The 15757-nt window shown below is 52.5% G+C and carries 19 protein-coding genes and 1 pseudogene; 8 read left to right on the forward strand and 12 right to left on the reverse strand.

Features of this window, described 5'->3' with window-relative positions; translation table 11 throughout:
• Window positions 1–55: 55 nt before the first annotated feature.
• Window positions 56–283 carry a DUF1450 domain-containing protein gene (locus GC56T3_RS17675; protein WP_011232879.1) on the reverse strand — a complete coding sequence of 76 codons (228 nt, stop codon included), beginning with the start codon at window positions 281–283 and terminating at the stop codon, window positions 56–58.
• A 175-nt stretch (window positions 284–458) separates the two neighbouring features.
• Between GC56T3_RS17675 and GC56T3_RS17680 the strand changes: the two genes are divergently transcribed.
• Window positions 459–1112, forward strand: coding sequence for an RsfA family transcriptional regulator (locus GC56T3_RS17680; protein WP_013146646.1), 654 nt, complete (start codon window positions 459–461; stop codon window positions 1110–1112).
• A gap of 138 nt (window positions 1113–1250) precedes the next feature.
• Here GC56T3_RS17680 and GC56T3_RS17685 read toward each other — a convergent pair whose 3' ends face one another.
• The gene (locus GC56T3_RS17685; protein ID WP_013146647.1) at window positions 1251–2102 is read right to left on the reverse strand and encodes a lipoate--protein ligase family protein; all 852 of its coding nucleotides are present in this window, start codon (window positions 2100–2102) and stop codon (window positions 1251–1253) included.
• Window positions 2103–2225: 123 nt separating this feature from the next.
• Window positions 2226–3206, reverse strand: a complete 981-nt coding sequence (gene pta / locus GC56T3_RS17690) for a phosphate acetyltransferase (RefSeq protein WP_013146648.1) — start codon at window positions 3204–3206, stop codon at window positions 2226–2228.
• A gap of 254 nt (window positions 3207–3460) precedes the next feature.
• Between pta and hemQ the strand changes: the two genes are divergently transcribed.
• From hemQ to gerQ, 3 genes are all read left to right on the forward strand, one after another.
• Window positions 3461–4207, forward strand: a complete 747-nt coding sequence (gene hemQ, locus GC56T3_RS17695; protein WP_013146649.1) for a hydrogen peroxide-dependent heme synthase — start codon at window positions 3461–3463, stop codon at window positions 4205–4207.
• Between the two features lie 205 nt (window positions 4208–4412).
• Window positions 4413–4859 carry a cell wall hydrolase gene (locus tag GC56T3_RS17700; protein ID WP_013146650.1) on the forward strand — a complete coding sequence of 149 codons (447 nt, stop codon included), beginning with the start codon at window positions 4413–4415 and terminating at the stop codon, window positions 4857–4859.
• Between the two features lie 18 nt (window positions 4860–4877).
• On the forward strand, window positions 4878–5462 hold the full coding sequence (gene gerQ, locus GC56T3_RS17705) for a spore coat protein GerQ (protein ID WP_013146651.1): 585 nt from the start codon (window positions 4878–4880) through the stop codon (window positions 5460–5462).
• A gap of 195 nt (window positions 5463–5657) precedes the next feature.
• On the opposite strand, the gene GC56T3_RS17710 is transcribed toward gerQ, so the two are convergent.
• The 4 genes from GC56T3_RS17710 to GC56T3_RS17725 all read right to left on the reverse strand — a co-directional run bounded on the left by GC56T3_RS17710 (window position 5658) and on the right by GC56T3_RS17725 (window position 7857).
• Window positions 5658–6029, reverse strand: coding sequence for a DUF423 domain-containing protein (locus GC56T3_RS17710; protein WP_013146652.1), 372 nt, complete (start codon window positions 6027–6029; stop codon window positions 5658–5660).
• 265 nt (window positions 6030–6294) lie between these two features.
• Window positions 6295–6594, reverse strand: coding sequence for a YwdI family protein (locus GC56T3_RS17715; RefSeq protein ID WP_011232887.1), 300 nt, complete (start codon window positions 6592–6594; stop codon window positions 6295–6297).
• 18 nt (window positions 6595–6612) lie between these two features.
• Complete coding sequence (locus tag GC56T3_RS17720; RefSeq protein WP_013146653.1) at window positions 6613–7302, reverse strand: uracil-DNA glycosylase; 690 nt, start codon at window positions 7300–7302, stop codon at window positions 6613–6615.
• A 171-nt stretch (window positions 7303–7473) separates the two neighbouring features.
• Window positions 7474–7857 (reverse strand): YkvA family protein, encoded by a 384-nt coding sequence (locus tag GC56T3_RS17725; protein ID WP_013146654.1) that lies wholly within the window; start codon window positions 7855–7857, stop codon window positions 7474–7476.
• 128 nt (window positions 7858–7985) lie between these two features.
• On the opposite strand from GC56T3_RS17725, the gene GC56T3_RS17730 reads away from it, so the two are divergent.
• Genes GC56T3_RS17730 through GC56T3_RS17740 form a run of 3 tightly spaced genes read left to right on the forward strand, consistent with a single transcriptional unit; the run spans window position 7986 to window position 9551 of the window.
• Window positions 7986–8336, forward strand: coding sequence for an STAS domain-containing protein (locus tag GC56T3_RS17730; protein ID WP_013146655.1), 351 nt, complete (start codon window positions 7986–7988; stop codon window positions 8334–8336).
• Window positions 8333–8821: an anti-sigma B factor RsbW gene (gene rsbW / locus GC56T3_RS17735; RefSeq protein WP_013146656.1), complete on the forward strand. Its 489-nt coding sequence runs from the start codon at window positions 8333–8335 to the stop codon at window positions 8819–8821. Before GC56T3_RS17730 ends, rsbW begins: the two co-directional genes overlap by 4 nt.
• Window positions 8781–9551 carry a sigma-70 family RNA polymerase sigma factor gene (locus GC56T3_RS17740; RefSeq protein ID WP_013146657.1) on the forward strand — a complete coding sequence of 257 codons (771 nt, stop codon included), beginning with the start codon at window positions 8781–8783 and terminating at the stop codon, window positions 9549–9551. The genes rsbW and GC56T3_RS17740 overlap by 41 nt, the downstream gene beginning before the upstream one ends.
• Before the next feature lie 50 nt (window positions 9552–9601).
• On the opposite strand, the gene GC56T3_RS17745 is transcribed toward GC56T3_RS17740, so the two are convergent.
• Together GC56T3_RS17745 and GC56T3_RS19070 are read right to left on the reverse strand one after the other, a co-directional pair.
• Entirely contained in the window at window positions 9602–11512 is a 1911-nt protein-coding gene (locus tag GC56T3_RS17745; protein ID WP_013146658.1) for a SpoIIE family protein phosphatase, read from the reverse strand.
• Between the two features lie 173 nt (window positions 11513–11685).
• Window positions 11686–11781 (reverse strand): annotated as a pseudogene (locus tag GC56T3_RS19070) (FMN-dependent NADH-azoreductase); the annotation flags it as partial.
• 151 nt (window positions 11782–11932) lie between these two features.
• Between GC56T3_RS19070 and GC56T3_RS17750 the strand changes: the two are divergent.
• Window positions 11933–12451 carry a type II toxin-antitoxin system PemK/MazF family toxin gene (locus GC56T3_RS17750; RefSeq protein WP_013146659.1) on the forward strand — a complete coding sequence of 173 codons (519 nt, stop codon included), beginning with the start codon at window positions 11933–11935 and terminating at the stop codon, window positions 12449–12451.
• 484 nt (window positions 12452–12935) lie between these two features.
• Here GC56T3_RS17750 and GC56T3_RS17755 read toward each other — a convergent pair whose 3' ends face one another.
• The 3 genes from GC56T3_RS17755 to GC56T3_RS17760 form a co-directional block, all read right to left on the reverse strand.
• Window positions 12936–13571 (reverse strand): FMN-dependent NADH-azoreductase, encoded by a 636-nt coding sequence (locus GC56T3_RS17755; protein ID WP_013146661.1) that lies wholly within the window; start codon window positions 13569–13571, stop codon window positions 12936–12938.
• Window positions 13572–13743: 172 nt separating this feature from the next.
• Entirely contained in the window at window positions 13744–13893 is a 150-nt protein-coding gene (locus GC56T3_RS19800) for a hypothetical protein (protein WP_013146662.1), read from the reverse strand.
• Between the two features lie 330 nt (window positions 13894–14223).
• Entirely contained in the window at window positions 14224–15606 is a 1383-nt protein-coding gene (locus GC56T3_RS17760; protein ID WP_013146663.1) for a glycine--tRNA ligase, read from the reverse strand.
• Between the last annotated feature and the right edge of the window lie 151 nt (window positions 15607–15757).

Genomic DNA, 15757 nt, shown 5'->3' on the forward strand with positions numbered 1-15757 from the left:
CATTATTGACGGAAAAAACAAAAAATCACCTTCTTTCGGCAAAGAAGGTGATCGGTTATCGCTTTTTCAACCTTTCGGCAATTTTATCAATCAGTTCGTCTTCCGTCAGCGCCGCCACCGGACGGTTGTTGACGAAAGCAAACGTCTTTTTCCGCCCTGGGCCGCAATACGACTGGCAGCCGATTTTGATGACCGCATCCGGATCCAGCTTTTTCAAACGCGGAATCAATGTTTTTAAATTCGGCGCCTTGCAGTCGTCGCAAACGCGAAACTCATTTGCCATTATGCGTCATCCCTTTCTGCAGCGTTTGCTTTGTGTATTCTACCGCTTCCCGAAGAAAATTGCAAGTTTGCGGCCTTTCATTCTTTCAACTTGTCAATCCTGTAAACTTGCAACGTATAAATTCATTTTATTTTGTCCATGCTTTTACTAGCATTGAAAGAAGGAGTGGAGAACAGTGAAACAACGGCAAGACGCTTGGACGGAAGAAGACGATTTATTGTTGGCAGAGACCGTATTGCGCCATGTGCGTGAAGGGAGCACCCAACTCAACGCCTTTGAAGAAGTCGGCGACAAGCTGAATCGGACATCGGCCGCCTGTGGCTTTCGCTGGAATGCAGTCGTCCGCCATCAGTACGAAGAAGCGCTGCAGCTGGCGAAAAAGCAGCGAAAAGAGCGGATGCGGCTGTTGGCCAAACAAGGCGGCGCGAAAAAGCGGCGCCTGTATGAACCACCGATGCCGTCATTAGAGGAGTTGGGCGATGTGATGCAGCTGCCAGCCGTCGTCCCATCCTCTCCGCCGCAACAAGTGACGCTGGATCAAGTGATCGCTTTTTTAAAAACGTTCCAATCCCATGAGCGGAAACGGGAGGCGCTGATCAAAGAAAACGAGCGGCTGCGCCGCGAAATTGAAGAATTAAAGCAAAAAAATAAAGAACTTGAAGAAAAGGTTGCGAAATTAGAAGAAAATTCGTCGACCGTCCAAGAAGATTTTGAGACGCTCGTGAAAATCATCAACCGAGCGCGCAAAATGGTGTTAAAAGAGGAAGAAGAGCGGGGGCTGACCTTCCGTATGGACCCGAACGGCAACTTGGAAAAAATCGCGGAGTAAATAAAATAAGGATGCCCTGTCCATGGCTGCGCCTTGATCGCACTCTCTCCGGTGCGGCCGAGACACGGAGCATCCTTTTTGCCTGCCGGCGGCGTCAGGCGATAAACGCGGGCTCTTGCCGCCGGGCGGACCGCCCCCTTATTCTCCTGCTAGGAGCTCGCCCTTGAGCGCCGTTTCATTCCGCTCGACGATGCGCGCCCAATACTGCTCATACCAATTCCATTCGCCGTTCTCGAGGGCAGACGAATATAGCTCGCCGCCAAACGACTGCAGCGTGCGCCAAAGGGCGACAAGCAGCTCATCGATCGACAACTCGCAGCCGAGAAGCTCAGACAGCGACGCCATGACAGCTGGGACAACATCGGGGTAGGCGAATTTCGTTTTCTCTCCTTGGCGGCCGAGCTCATAAAAGCGGCGAATAAGCTCAGCCCGCGCGGCTCCACTCCCGTTGACGCAAAGGTAGATTTGCACGGCAACGCCGCCGCGCACGCGCCGCTGCGAAATGCCAGCAAATTTTTTGCCGCCAATGCTCAAGTCATAGCTCCCCGGGCAATACGAACCGACGATTTCCCCCGCCTCAACGCGGGCACCGTATGAGGCAAGCATGGCGGCCATGAGCGCGTACATCGCCTCATACCCTTGCTCGATGGCAATCGTGTTTTTCGTTTCCGGAAAAATGAGCGAAATATTCAACACCCCGCTGTCAAGGACAACGGCCAACCCGCCGGAATTGCGGACGACGACGCGATACCCTTCCTGGCGCAAAAACGAAATGGCCTCATCGATGTACGGAAGCTTCGTATCAGCGGCGCCTAAGACGACGGTATTCTCATGCACCCACGTGCGGACGACCGCATCCGACTGTCCCGCACCAACCGCGGTGCATAATGCATCATCGATGGCAAACGATTGTTTCGCATCAAACAGCGGACCGAAATGCGACTGGTCGATGACCCGCCATTTCGGCTGCCGCAGCAATTCATGGCCCATCGCGAGCAACCCCTTGCATAGATCATTCCAACTCTATTCATTATAACATAATCGCCATTAGCAAATGGCGCAAAAAGGACAAGGGGCGCATGCCTCCCTCGTTTTTATCGAGCGGCAGCCCCGTCACTCCCCAAGCGACTGGGCAGCGGTGATGAGCGCGAGCTTGTAGGCGTCTTCGGCGCTGCAGCCGCGCGATAGGTCGTTCACCGGCTTGTTCAGCCCTTGCAAAATCGGGCCGACCGCTTCAAAGCCGCCAAGGCGCTGGGCGATTTTGTAGCCGATGTTGCCCGCCTCAAGGCTCGGGAAAATAAAGACATTTGCGTCCCCTTGAATGACCGAGTCCGGCGCTTTCTTTTTCGCCACCTCTGGCACAAACGCGGCGTCAAATTGAAACTCACCGTCAAGGATCAGATCCGGCGCCATTTCTTTCGCCAACCGCACCGCCTCAACGACTTTTTCCGTCTCCGGCGACGAGGCCGACCCTTTCGTGGAAAAGCTTAACAGCGCCACGCGCGGCTTAAGGCCGAACATTTTTGCCGTCCGGGCGCTCTCGACCGCGATTTCAGCCAAATCTTGGCTGTTAGGAGCAATGTTGATGGCGCAATCGGCAAACACATATTTTTCGTCGCCGCGCACCATGATGAACACGCCGGACGTTTTGCCAACGCCTGGCTTCGTTTTAATGATTTGCAAGGCTGGTCGGACCGTATCCGCCGTCGAATGTGCCGCCCCGCTGACGAGGCCGTCGGCCGCTCCCGTATAAACGAGCATCGTACCGAAATAGTTTTCATCGAAAAGCAACTCGCGCGCCGTTTCTTCTGTCACTTTCCCTTTGCGCCGCTCCACAAACGCCGAAACCAGCTCATCAAACCCGCCATAGCGGCGCGGGTTGACAATCTCCACCCCTTCAAGCGGCAAGCCAAGCGCCGCCGCTTTCACCCGCACAGCTTGCTCATCGCCAAGGACGATCGGCTGAAGCACTTGCTCCGTCGCCAAACGGCTCGCCGCCGTTAAGATGCGGTCATCGGTTCCCTCGGGAAACACGATTTTTCGACCCGTATCGGTTACTTTCGCTTTTAATGCCGTAAATAAATCGGTTGTCACGATCCAATCCTCCTTATGCTAGGCCAGCCCGCCCCGGTTAAGGCACGCCCGGCTCATTTCGGCATCCACAAGCCATTTCCACTATTAAGCATACCGCTTCTCGCCAGAAACGCAACGCAGGTAAGCCTTTACAACAAATAATTCACCTTTTGCCACAATTCAGTCTACTTCCACTTTGATACGCTGATAGCCGCTTTTTTGGGCAAACTGTGATATAGTGATACTGTACAATTTGTTGATAAGGAGTGACGATGATGAGCGAAGCGGCCCAAACGTTGGACGGTTGGTATTGTTTGCACGATTTCCGCACGATCGACTGGAGCGCGTGGAAAACACTGCCGAACGAAGAGCGCGAGGCAGCGATCAGTGAGTTTTTAGCGCTTGTCGACCAATGGGAGACGACGGAAAGCGAGAAGCAAGGAAGCCATGCCGTCTACACGATCGTCGGGCAAAAAGCCGATATTTTGTTCATGATTTTGCGGCCGACGCTGGATGAGCTGCATGAAATCGAAACAGCGCTTAACAAAACGAAACTCGCCGACTATTTATTACCTGCGTATTCGTACGTTTCGGTCGTGGAGTTGAGCAACTACTTGGCGTCCGGCAGCGAAGATCCGTACCAAATTCCAGAGGTGCGCCGCCGTTTGTATCCGATTTTGCCGAAAACGAACTACATTTGCTTCTATCCGATGGACAAGCGGCGCCAAGGCAACGACAACTGGTACATGTTGTCGATGGAACAGCGGCGCGAACTCATGCGCGCCCACGGCATGACCGGCCGAAAATACGCCGGCAAAGTGACGCAAATCATCACCGGCTCCGTCGGCTTGGATGATTTTGAATGGGGCGTCACCTTGTTTTCGGATGATGCACTCCAGTTCAAAAAGCTCGTCTATGAAATGCGCTTTGACGAAGTGAGCGCCCGCTTTGGCGAATTTGGCTCATTTTTCGTCGGCATCCGTCTGTCGGCGGAAAAGGTGCCTTCTTTCCTCCATGTATGAAGCAAAGCCCCGAACGATACGGGGCTTTGCTTCGTTTTCGCTGCTTTTTGGACAATCATCCCGCTTTTCTGTCATATGCGGCCTGACCGCTCCATACACATAAAAACAGAAAATCTCTTCAGAAACATTCTATTCGTGTGTCACCATTTTCTTGTTCCACCAATAGCCTATTACTGTCGAAATTCACAACGACTGAGGTGACGATATGGGTCAGATCGCTCCCTCCATTGTAGCCCACACAGAAGAGGAAGTAAAGTTGTTGGCTCGGCTCATGCGAGCCGAAGCGGAAGGAGACGGGCGGCTTGGGATGCTCATGGTCGGCAACGTCGGCGTCAACCGCGTCATCGCCGACTGCCTTGACTTCCGCGGCATCCGCTCTATCCGGCAAATGGTGTTTCAAAGCCCGGGCGGCTTTGAGGCGGTGCAAAAAGGGTACTTTTACCAACGGGCGCGCGAAGTGGATATAGGCCTAGCCCGCCAAGTGCTCCGCGGTTGGCGCTACCACCCAGCGACAAACGCCCTTTGGTTTTTTAAACCACCTGAAGGCCAAGATTGTCCGCCGCAATGGTTTGGCCAGTGGAACGTCGGCCGCTACAAATCGCATTGCTTTTTTGCACCGACTCCATCCGACTGCCCACGTGTCTATTCTTAATATTGAGGAGGATTCTTTATGCCGAACAATCCAGAAAATCAATTTTATCCACTTGATGAGGAGCAACAATCATTTTATTATTCGCCGTTCGGTCAAGAACGGCAACAACCGTATGCATCCTATCCATACGGCTATCCGTATCCGCAGCCGTACTATCCGGCGGCGTACCCGTATTATTACTATCCGCAAGCGGCTGCCGCTCCAACGATGACACCGGCGACAGCCGCCGCTCCGACGTTCGGTTTGCAGGCGCCGACGTTTACGGCCCCGACACCGATGCCGACCACCACCGGCCCATCGATTCCAGGGATGCTGCCGATGGAAGAATCGTACATTGAAAACATTTTGCGGTTAAACAAAGGAAAAATCGCGACGGTCTATGCAACGTTTGAAAACAACCGTGAGTGGAATGCCAAGGTGTTTCGCGGCGTCATTGAAGCGGCCGGACGCGATCATGTTATCCTGAGCGACCCACAAACAGGAACGCGCTATTTAATTCCGATGATTTATGTCGATTATGTCACCTTTGAAGGAGAAATCGCCTACGAATATCCGTTTGCCGGTGCCTCCGCCACGCCGCTCGCCTCCTATTCGCCGCGCTGAGTGCAAGCGCAAAACCGATGTTCGATGAGCAGGCTGCCCCAGGGTAGCCTGCTTTTTTTCATCCGATGCGACGGCCATCACAAGTTGCTGACGCCCAGTTGTCTATCATGGTGGCAAACGAAACAAAAAAGGTGCCTTCTATGATTGGGACGGCGCGTGATTTCCTGTTCGGGGTACACCTTGCCCGCGCTTCGCTTACAGCCATTTCAACGCCGCATAGCCGATCATCACCCAAGCGATTAAAAAGGCGACGCCGCCAAACGGAGTGATCGCGCCAAGCGGCTTAATCTGCGTTACACTTAATACGTACAAGCTCCCGGAAAACAACACGATGCCGGCGAACATCACCCAGCCCGCCGCACCGATCAGCCCGACATTTGGCGCCTTGCCAGCGAGCAATCCGACAACAAGCAGCCCTAATGCGTGGAACATCTGATATTGGACCGCCGTTTTCCAAATCTCCAAATAACGATCCGGAATCTTCCCTTCAAGCCCGTGCGCGCCAAACGCTCCCAATGCGACGGCTAAAAACGCATTGAGCGCGCCGAGAAGGATGAATGTTTTCATAGCTGTTCCGCCTTTCTAATTAAAGATTGTTTTCCCTCATTCATTAATATAATGGGAATGTTCCCCGACAACAAATTACTAATGAATGTCAGCCACTTCACTCGACAGAACCGGTCAATCGGGAGCGCCACCGGCAAGACCCGCATCCAAGCCGGTGAACCGCTTCTTGTTTTTTGGCGCAAACAAAGGCAAGCGATTCAACGGAGTTCTGTTGATCAACATTCCCCGTGGAGAAGACCGTTTTCCACGGTGTTTCGTTGCCCCCTCAAAAATCCAACAACGACTCCCCGTTCGCCTCATCGTCAATGTCGGGAGAACGTCCTCCGACGGAAACACCCCCAAGCGAAAGCCCGCCAGCAACCGAAATCGGCCCGCCGACGGCAAGCGACTCTGTCGAGACAGACGGAACGGACGGCTGCGGCTGGCCTGTCGTTTCCAGCATCAAATCGCATAAAACGCGAATGGCAGCGACATGTTCACGCATCCGCTGCGGGTCATGGGCCGCCTTTGCCTTGCGCAATTCGTCTTCCATTTTGGCGACAACCGCCGCCAAAGAGATCGTCATGATGTCTTCCCCCTTTCTTCATTCAGCGCGGGCGCCGATGTTCTCGATTTGCCAATCGATCGGTTCGCGTCCGTGCTTGGTTAAAAACGCGTTCGTCCGCGAAAACGGGCGATGGCCGAAAAAGCCGCGCGCGGCGGAAAACGGGCTCGGGTGCGGCGCTTCAATAATCAGATGGCGCGGATTCGTAATCCGTTCTTTTTTCTCCTGAGCGTTCCGGCCCCAAAGCAAAAAGACGACCGGATCGTCTTTTTCGTTGACGAGCTCAATGACGCGGTCGGTGAAATATTCCCACCCTTTGCCGCGATGGGAGTTCGCCTGGCCGCGGCGGACCGTCAACACCGTGTTTAACAACAGCACCCCTTGCTCGGCCCATTTCACGAGATAGCCGTTATCTGGTATATAGCAGCCAAGGTCATCATGCAGCTCTTTAAAAATGTTCACCAAAGACGGCGGCACCGGCACGCCCGGCTTGACGGAAAAACTAAGCCCGTGCGCCTGCCCCGGGCCGTGGTACGGATCTTGCCCGAGCAGCACGACTTTGACGTTTGCATACGGTGTATAATGAAGGGCGTTGAAAATATCGTGCATATCGGGATAGATCGTCCGCGTTCGGTACTCTACTTTCAAAAATTCGCGCAGCTTCAAGTAGTATGGTTTTTGAAACTCCTCTTCAAGCAGCGGAGCCCAGTCGTTTTTGAGAATCGGCATTGCGAGCAACTCCTTTGCCATCGGCTTTTTCCCTTTTATCATTGTAGCCCAAAAGACACCAGCGTCAAAGCGAAGTGAATGTTCAGATTGAGGCAACCATAGCGAAACCTGTTTCCCCAACAGGAAATGCGCCAATCCCCTGCCGCAGCCATCAAAATATTGAAGAGAAAATCAAAATGTCCACGAAATCAACCAGCGGAGCAGCCAAGCGCCAAGCAGCACGTATAAAAAAATGATCAGCACCCCAGCGGCCCAATTCGTCGGTTTGCCGTGCTTGGCAAGCTCTTCCGCCCGCGCCCGATGTTCGGCGACAATGTCCTTAGGCAGCCATTTCAGCGCCAAGTAAATACTGAGTGGCACAAGCAGCAAATCATCGATATACCCAAGAACCGGAACGAAATCGGGAATCAAATCGATCGGACTGAACGCATACGCCACAACGACCAGCATAAACAGCCGCAGCCAGATGGAAACGCGCCGGTCGCGAACCGCAGAATACAAGACGAATATGTCTCGTTTCAGCACCCTTGCCCATTCTTTCCACTTTGTGAACATCGCGTTCCCCTGCCCTTTCCTGTTTCATATAGTATAAAATATGGGTATAGTAGTGTAAACATTGCAAGGTGGACAACCTTCCCGTACCATCATCCAGCTAACTCATTGATTATGTGAGGTGAACGGCTATGGACAGGAAACGATTTCATATCGTGCATGATGAACAGCCGGATCGGCATGTTGTATACATAAAAGGGGAGCTTGATCTAGCGACGGCCGAACAGTTTCAACGCGCCGTCGAACCGCTTGCTCATGACGCATCAAAACCGCTTGTCATCCGCCTTGAAGAATTGTCGTATATCGACAGCACCGGCATCGGGATGTTTGTCGCACTGCTGAAAACACGCAAAAAACAAGAAGCGCCGTTTATGATTGAAAATGTGCCGCCAAAAGTGAAACGTTTGTTCGATTTAACAGGTGTATCTTACTTCTTTTCGGAAATGGATCAGACGACAGAAAGGATCGGGGGCCAATCATGAAAGAGCATGAAACCGTCGTACAGCTGTCGATTCCAGCTGATGCGCAGTTTATCGATGTCGCGCGTTTGACGCTATACGGGCTGGCCGCCAAGATGGGGTTTTCCTATGAAGAGATTGAAGATATGAAAGTGGCCGTCTCAGAAGCGTGCAACAACGCTGTTTTGCATGCGTACAACGGAAGGGGTGGCGTCATTCATCTTCGCTTTGAGATGCGCGCCGATGCGCTTTCGATCATCATTAAAGACGAGGGCAAAGGGTTTGATTACAAACGGGTGTCCAAACAAGCAGCGCCCCTGTCCGCAAAGCCGCTTGAAGACGTCAAAGCTGGCGGCCTCGGCCTGTTTTTGATGGAAGCGCTCATGGACGATGTCACCGTCACCACAAAGGGCGGAACGGAAGTCCGCCTGACGAAATTCCGCCATCGCGGCGAAGGAGAGCATGCCCATGACTGTATATCCCCCTCCTCTGTCCAAGAGCAAGCTTGACGCCCTCATTTCCGCCTATCAACAAACAAAAACGGAAGAAGCGGCGACCGCCTTGCTCGTGCGCTTCGAGCCGCTCATTGCGGCCGCAGCGAAAAAAATGGCGCGCAGCCGCCCTGACTTTTACGAAGACTTGTTTCAGATCGGACGGCTGTCGTTTTTGCGTCTCCTTGACCATTACGACCCTAAACAAGGAACAAGCTTTGAGTCATACGCCATGAAAAGCTTGATCGGCTATATGAAAAACTATTTGCGCGACAAAGCATGGTACATCCAAGTACCGCGCAAGGTGAAAGAAAAAGGAAGCAAAGTGCAGCAGGCGATCGATGAGCTGACCGTCAAGCTCGAGCGTTCGCCGACGCTCGATGAGATCGCCGGCCACTTAGGCTTATCGGTCGAAGAAACGATCGAAATTTTGGCCGGACGGGACCATTACCAAGCCGTTTCGCTCGATGCCCCGGTGCAAGACGGGGAAAAGGATGCGACGACGATCGGCGATTTCGTCGCGGATGAAGCGAACGAAATCGAGTCACTGATCGAGCGAATGGATTTAGAGCAGGCGATCGGCAAACTGAGCGAGCAAGAACAAATCGTCATCGACGCCATTTTCCGACGCGGGGAAACGCAACGCGCGCTCGCTGAGCGGCTCGGCGTCTCACAAATGACGATCAGCCGCATTCAAAAGCGGGCCATCGCGAAATTAAAGCGGGAGCTCGCCGCCTATTCGTCATAAACGGTCAAACATCGCGCCGCCAGACGCATCAAGCGGCCGGGCTCCCCATGTTAGCGGCGGCGCAGCAGCAACAACGTCTGGTCATCTTTTTGTTCGTATTGATGATACGCTTGAATATGCTCGTACAACTCGCGCACGATCTCCGGCGCCGGCTGATCAAGGTTGACGCGGGCGATCATCGCGGCGAGAACGGAAAAGTCATCGTCCGCCTCTTCGGTACGCTTTTCCGTCACCCCGTCGGTGTACAGCAGCACAAAATCGCCTGGTTCGAGCACAACCGATTTGGTCTCAAATGAAAATTGCGGAAACAAGCCGAGCGCGCAGCCTTTGGCGCCTAGCGGCACGCATTGCTTCGTTTTCGCCCGATACCAAAGCGCCGGTTCGTGTCCAGCGCACGCGTACGAGAACGTATGCGTTTTTTCGTTGTAATTGCCGACAAACATCGTGACAAACATCGACGGCTCGGTGTAGTCGCAGGCGAATCGGTTCAGCAGGTCAAGATACACGTGCGGCTGCGTTCCGTAATGGACGGTCCGGTCCAGAATAAATTTCATCAGCGTCATGAGCATCGCCGCTGGAATGCCTTTTCCCGATACATCAGCAATGCCGACGGACACCGATGTTTGATGGACAGCAAAGTGATAAAAATCGCCGCTCAACACTCGGGCAGGGACGCTGAGGACACCGATGTCGATGTACGAAGGCAAGTTCACTTTCGAAGATGTCTGCAAAAGCGACCGCTGCATATTTGCGGCAAGCGACAGTTCAAAGTCGAGTTGTTCGCGTTCACGCTCAAGCCGCTCTTTCTCTTTTTTCTCCGTCATGTCGCGCAAGACGGCGACAAGCCCCGCCAGCGCACCGTTTTCCAACACCGGCGCCAGCGTATAACCGACTGGCAGGCAGACGCCGTCGCGGCGGCGAAACGGCTCCTCCTCGACGCGAATCACCTCGCCGCTTTTCAGCCGTTTGACGACGCGGCGCAGCTGCTTCCAATCCCATTTGTCGCCGTCTGGCCCCGCGAGCGAGACAAACGAAAACAGCGGCTTGCCTTTCGCTTTCTCCGGATCAAGGCCAAGCAAACGGCCGGCTTCCGGGTTCATCCAAACAATCCGGCCGTCTCGGTTTAACATCATCAATCCCTCGCCAAGGGCGTTCGCCATCATTTCCAGTTGCTGTTCGTGCTGTTTCAGCTCCACGTACGGCTTTTCCACCGTTTCCACATACATGGCGCGCACGACATACAAAAATCCAGCCATTTCATAAAGCTGCCCCCATAGCCCGTACCCGCCGCCAAGCATGAGCAGCCATTGGCCGAGGGCAAACAACCATAACGCCAGGAGCCAGTACAGGAAGGATCGGGAACTCCCTTGCCGCCAACGGCGCCATACAAGCAAAGCGGCGCCCGCATCGAGCAACCCGATCATTCCCTCGCCGGCCTTCCACCAGAACGGCCATCGGCTTGTCCCGTCTCCCGGCCAAAGCGGCGCTACCCAATGGATGAATAGCCCAACGACCGCCGCATAGGCAAAAGCGGCGAAAAACGCTTGCCACCGTTGCCCGCTCCTCCGCTCCATCACCTCATCGCGGCGCGAAAACAGAAAAAGAAGCCCCCAGGCGAGCGTCAATCGGGCCGCGAGCGAAAAGAGCGGCGCCTCCGCGCCGTCAGACGCAAAAGACAGGACAACGTGCAACGAAAACAACAAGCCTGAGGAGAAAAACAGCGCTCCCATCATAAGCCGCTCCAGCGACAACGTATGCGGAAACACGGCCCACCCTTGCACGGCGACGAGCCAGCAAACGACCATCACGGCGAGCCCTAAAGAAAGATGAATAGAATGATAGAATTCGAGCGAAACAGGCAACCGGCCGGCCGCAAACAGAAGCAAGCCAAACATTCCGGCCGCCAGCACGGCCACCGCGCTGTGCAGGCGCACTAGGCCATATCGTCCGTATTCATTCACAAATGGGGAACCTCCACTCTTCGTTCTATATGGTTTATTATACCATACGGCCCCCCGCCAGCGTATATGAACGTCACGACCGTTTGGTTGTCCAACAAAAAAAGAGCCTCTCCGAATGAAGAGGCTCCCAAACCAAGTTTGCGGCCATTTCCCGCGCAATACTCGGCCTCCTGTTAAAACGTGTGCGCCAAGTCTTTCGCCCGGGCGATGGCGTTCGCTTTGATTTCTTCCGCCTTTTCCGGCATCGCCGCATGCCCTTCGACAAATACCATTCTATTGGTGGTGGGAGATATCCTGCAACGACAAAATAATGGGAATGTATAGCGCAAAAAAATATTGCAGCGTGGCCGAACTTTAAGGACAAGATGTGATACAATCATGAGCGTGGCGGTATAAAACGAAGGGAAAGGGGGGAATAAAATGGAATCAGATGCTATTCAACGCGAACGATTACGTTTAAAAAAAGTGGACAAAAAGGTAAAACTAGATGAATGGCATCCAAAGAAGATTGCTTTAGCAAACGAATGGATTGAGAATGAGCAAACGCAGATGAAGCGCCCGATCATACGAGGAGCTATTTTCACTTGTGAACTCGGGGAAAATATCGGCACAGAACAAAACGGAGAGCGGCCGGTGCTTGTTCTTTCCAACGACTGGATTAACCGCACATCCGGAAACGTTAAGGTAGCTCCTTTATCTACAAAATTAAAAACCAAAACCGTTACAGATCGGAAAGGGAAAACCAAAGTAGTGCCTCGTTTAAAGACACATTACTTTCTTCGAAAGGAAGTTTATCCTTTTTTAGCTCAGACTTCCGCGGTAAAGGTAGAAGAATTAACGACCGTAAACAAAGTACGATTAAAGCAACATATCGGCAATATAAACGAGGATGACTTAAATAAGATTATGAACCGTGTAAAATGGGTATTTGACCTATAACGTATTTACAATGTATTGACGACGTATTTATGACGTATTGACATTTCCCTAGGTTTTTTCTATACTTAGAGTACAAAATAAGTTGTCTGTCTCGTCACAGACCATTTCACACGTGAAAAAACGTGGATTCGTTTGTTTTTACAACGGAGAGGAGCCTAAATGGTTCCTCTCTTTGCATATTATCGCCAAGAGAATCATAACCTAATGATAAGTTGCCTGCCGCGTCGCAGGCCATTTCACCCCGTCAGCGGGGAATTCATGGTTTTTGCCCCAGTACTTCGGTGCTGGGGTTTTATGTATTTATCAAGGAAAATTTCTCACGAAGAAATAGGGACTTTATTGATCAGGCTATACCATACGGCCCCCCGCCAGCGTATATGAACGTCACGACCGTTTGGTTGTCCAACAAAAAAAGAGCCTCTCCGAATGAAGAGGCTCCCAAGCCAAGTTTGCGGCCATTTCCCGCGCAATACTCGGCCTCCTGTTAAAACGTGTGCGCCAAGTCTTTCGCCCGGGCGATGGCGTTCGCTTTGATTTCTTCCGCCTTTTCCGGCATCGCCGCATGCCCTTCGACAAACAGTCCTTCAAACGACGGAACACCGAAAAATTGCATAATGACGCTTAAGTACCGATGCCCCATCTCCATCTCCGCCGCCGGGCCTTCGGAATAGAAACCGCCGCGCGCTTGAATGTGGAGCGCTTTTTTATCGGTCAACAATCCGACCGGCCCTTGTTCCGTATATTTAAACGTCTTGCCGGCCACCGCCACGGCGTCAATATACGCCTTTAACACCGGCGGGAACGAAAAGTTCCACATCGGCGTGACGAATACGTATTTGTCGGCGGAAATAAACTGTTCGCACAGCTCGTTCATCCGCCCGACTTTCGCTTTTTCTTCGTCAGACAGCTCTTCAAACGATTTCCCGGAGCGAAGTTTGCCCCAGCCGCTGAACACGTCGACGTCGATTTCCGGAATGTATTCTTTATATAAATCGAGATGGATCACCTCATGGTCCGGATGCACTTGTTTGTACGTCTCAATGAACGCCTTTCCGACCCCCATGCTGTAAGACTGCGTGTCGTCATGAGGATGGGCGGTGATGTACAATACTTTCGTCATCATGCATACTCCCTTTCGTGATGATCTTAGCACTTAGTGTTTGCGCTTTGTCCAAGCGGCATACAATTGTTTTGAATTCAAATATCTCCAACAAAAGATAATTATATAAAGGTCCGAAACGCTTGGCAAACAATTTGACCGCAAAAAAAAATTGCCTTTCTCCAAGGCAATTTTACTCGCTTTGTTCCACGACAAACGGGTTGCCGCTGATTTGTTTTCGTATCTCATCGGTGAGTGTAAACGGTTCGCTTTTGACGGCGTTTTCATCACTGCCAGGCAGATGGCCGCTTCCATCGTAGTAGATCGGTTTTCCTTCCATCATGGTTGACCCCCTTGACCCATGCAGGATGCAGGAACTAGTCTACACTCCTATTTTACCATTATATACAGCGAACATTCAGCTTTTTTTGAAATTTTCCCTAAAAAAGCGATTCCGTTTCCATACATCTCATATTTCGCAACCTTTGCATAATATACAAAAAACGACCCGAATATTCGCATAAAGATAATTTTTTATACAAAAAATTGTAAAATAATTAATTTTTTTTCGGTCAAATCGGGCTTATTTCGAATTTTTATTCAGGGTGCGAAATGTGAGATACATGTTCTTAAAAAAACGCCGGAGGTCGTCAATGCCCCGGCGTCCACTTCATCAAAACGCGATCTTTTCCTCTAAAAAGGCTTTAAGCTCCCCTATCGGCAGCCGCACTTGTTCCATCGTGTCGCGGTCGCGCACGGTCACTTGGCCGTCTTGTTCAGACTCGAAATCGTACGTGATGCAAAACGGCGTGCCGATTTCATCTTGGCGGCGATACCGCTTGCCGATCGAGCCGGTTTCGTCATAGTCGACCATGAAATGTTTCGCCAGCTCTTCATAAATGCGGCGCGCTCCGTCAGCGAGCTTTTTCGACAACGGCAAGACAGCCGCTTTGTACGGCGCAAGCGCCGGATGCAAATGCATCACCGTCCGGGTCGTGCCGTCTTCCAGCTCTTCTTCGTCATAGGCGTCGATCATAAACGCAAGCGTGACGCGGTCGGCGCCAAGCGACGGCTCAATGCAGTACGGGATGTAGCGTTCGTTCGTTTCTTGGTCGAGATAATGGAAGTCCTCGCCCGAGTATTCCATATGCCGCTTTAAGTCGTAATCAGTGCGCGACGCGATGCCCCACAGCTCGCCCCAGCCGAACGGGAAATGGTACTCGATGTCAGTCGTGGCGTTGCTGTAGTGGGACAATTCTTCCTTCGCATGGTCGCGCAGGCGGATGTTGTCCTCCTTCATGCCAAGCGACAGCAGCCACTCCTTGCAAAACTGCTTCCAATACTCAAGCCATTGCAGCTCTTCGCCCGGTTTGCAGAAAAACTCGAGCTCCATCTGTTCAAATTCGCGCGTGCGGAACGTAAAGTTGCCCGGCGTAATTTCATTGCGAAAACTTTTGCCGATTTGCGCGATGCCAAACGGCAGCTTTTTCCGCATCGTGCGCTGGACGTTTTTGAAGTTGACGAAAATGCCTTGCGCTGTCTCTGGGCGCAAATAAATTTCGTTGGCGCTCGACTCGGTGACGCCTTGGTACGTTTTGAACATTAAGTTGAACTGGCGCACGTTCGTGAAATCGCGGCTGCCGCATTCCGGGCAGGCGATGTCGTATTCCTTGATGAGTTCATCCATTTTGGCAAGCGGCAAACCGTCGACGATCATCTCGATCCCTTTTTCCTCGAGCGCCTTCTCAATCAACTTATCGGCGCGATGACGCGCTTTGCACTGTTTGCAGTCGACCATCGGATCGTTGAAGTTGCCTAAGTGGCCGGACGCTTCCCACGTTCTCGGGTTCATTAAAATGGCGGCGTCGAGCCCGACGTTGTACGGCGACTCTTGGACGAATTTTTTCCACCACGCCCGTTTAATGTTGTTTTTCAGCTCAACGCCAAGCGGGCCGTAATCCCACGTGTTCGCCAGCCCGCCGTAAATTTCCGACCCCGGAAAAACGAAGCCGCGATGCTTGGCATGTGCGACGATTTCTTCCATTGTGACAGCCATCGTGTTCATCCTCCTTCAATGTGATGTCCACCAATCAAAAACGCCCTCGCCCCTAGGCCTGACGCCTAGGGACGAGAGCGTAGCTCCCGCGGTTCCACCCTAGTTGATGCGCAAATCACGCATCCCCTTTTTGCCATTTCCGCTCCGGACT

It is taken from the genome of Geobacillus sp. C56-T3 (assembly GCF_000092445.1).
GTDB lineage: Bacteria > Bacillota > Bacilli > Bacillales > Anoxybacillaceae > Geobacillus > Geobacillus thermoleovorans.

What these genes read in the sequence shown, in the direction of transcription:
- GC56T3_RS17675 (WP_011232879.1), bottom strand. Translation starts at nt 283, where the DNA reads ATGGCAAATGAGTTTCGCGTTTGCGACGACTGCAAGGCGCCGAATTTA.
- GC56T3_RS17685 (WP_013146647.1), bottom strand. Translation starts at nt 2,102, where the DNA reads ATGGGCCATGAATTGCTGCGGCAGCCGAAATGGCGGGTCATCGACCAG.
- hemQ (WP_013146649.1), top strand. Translation starts at nt 3,461, where the DNA reads ATGAGCGAAGCGGCCCAAACGTTGGACGGTTGGTATTGTTTGCACGAT.
- GC56T3_RS17700 (WP_013146650.1), top strand. Translation starts at nt 4,413, where the DNA reads ATGGGTCAGATCGCTCCCTCCATTGTAGCCCACACAGAAGAGGAAGTA.
- gerQ (WP_013146651.1), top strand. Translation starts at nt 4,878, where the DNA reads ATGCCGAACAATCCAGAAAATCAATTTTATCCACTTGATGAGGAGCAA.
- GC56T3_RS17710 (WP_013146652.1), bottom strand. Translation starts at nt 6,029, where the DNA reads ATGAAAACATTCATCCTTCTCGGCGCGCTCAATGCGTTTTTAGCCGTC.
- GC56T3_RS17715 (WP_011232887.1), bottom strand. Translation starts at nt 6,594, where the DNA reads ATGACGATCTCTTTGGCGGCGGTTGTCGCCAAAATGGAAGACGAATTG.
- GC56T3_RS17720 (WP_013146653.1), bottom strand. Translation starts at nt 7,302, where the DNA reads ATGCCGATTCTCAAAAACGACTGGGCTCCGCTGCTTGAAGAGGAGTTT.
- GC56T3_RS17725 (WP_013146654.1), bottom strand. Translation starts at nt 7,857, where the DNA reads ATGTTCACAAAGTGGAAAGAATGGGCAAGGGTGCTGAAACGAGACATA.
- GC56T3_RS17730 (WP_013146655.1), top strand. Translation starts at nt 7,986, where the DNA reads ATGGACAGGAAACGATTTCATATCGTGCATGATGAACAGCCGGATCGG.
- rsbW (WP_013146656.1), top strand. Translation starts at nt 8,333, where the DNA reads ATGAAAGAGCATGAAACCGTCGTACAGCTGTCGATTCCAGCTGATGCG.
- GC56T3_RS17740 (WP_013146657.1), top strand. Translation starts at nt 8,781, where the DNA reads ATGACTGTATATCCCCCTCCTCTGTCCAAGAGCAAGCTTGACGCCCTC.
- GC56T3_RS17750 (WP_013146659.1), top strand. Translation starts at nt 11,933, where the DNA reads ATGGAATCAGATGCTATTCAACGCGAACGATTACGTTTAAAAAAAGTG.
- GC56T3_RS17755 (WP_013146661.1), bottom strand. Translation starts at nt 13,571, where the DNA reads ATGACGAAAGTATTGTACATCACCGCCCATCCTCATGACGACACGCAG.
- GC56T3_RS19800 (WP_013146662.1), bottom strand. Translation starts at nt 13,893, where the DNA reads ATGATGGAAGGAAAACCGATCTACTACGATGGAAGCGGCCATCTGCCT.
- GC56T3_RS17760 (WP_013146663.1), bottom strand. Translation starts at nt 15,606, where the DNA reads ATGGCTGTCACAATGGAAGAAATCGTCGCACATGCCAAGCATCGCGGC.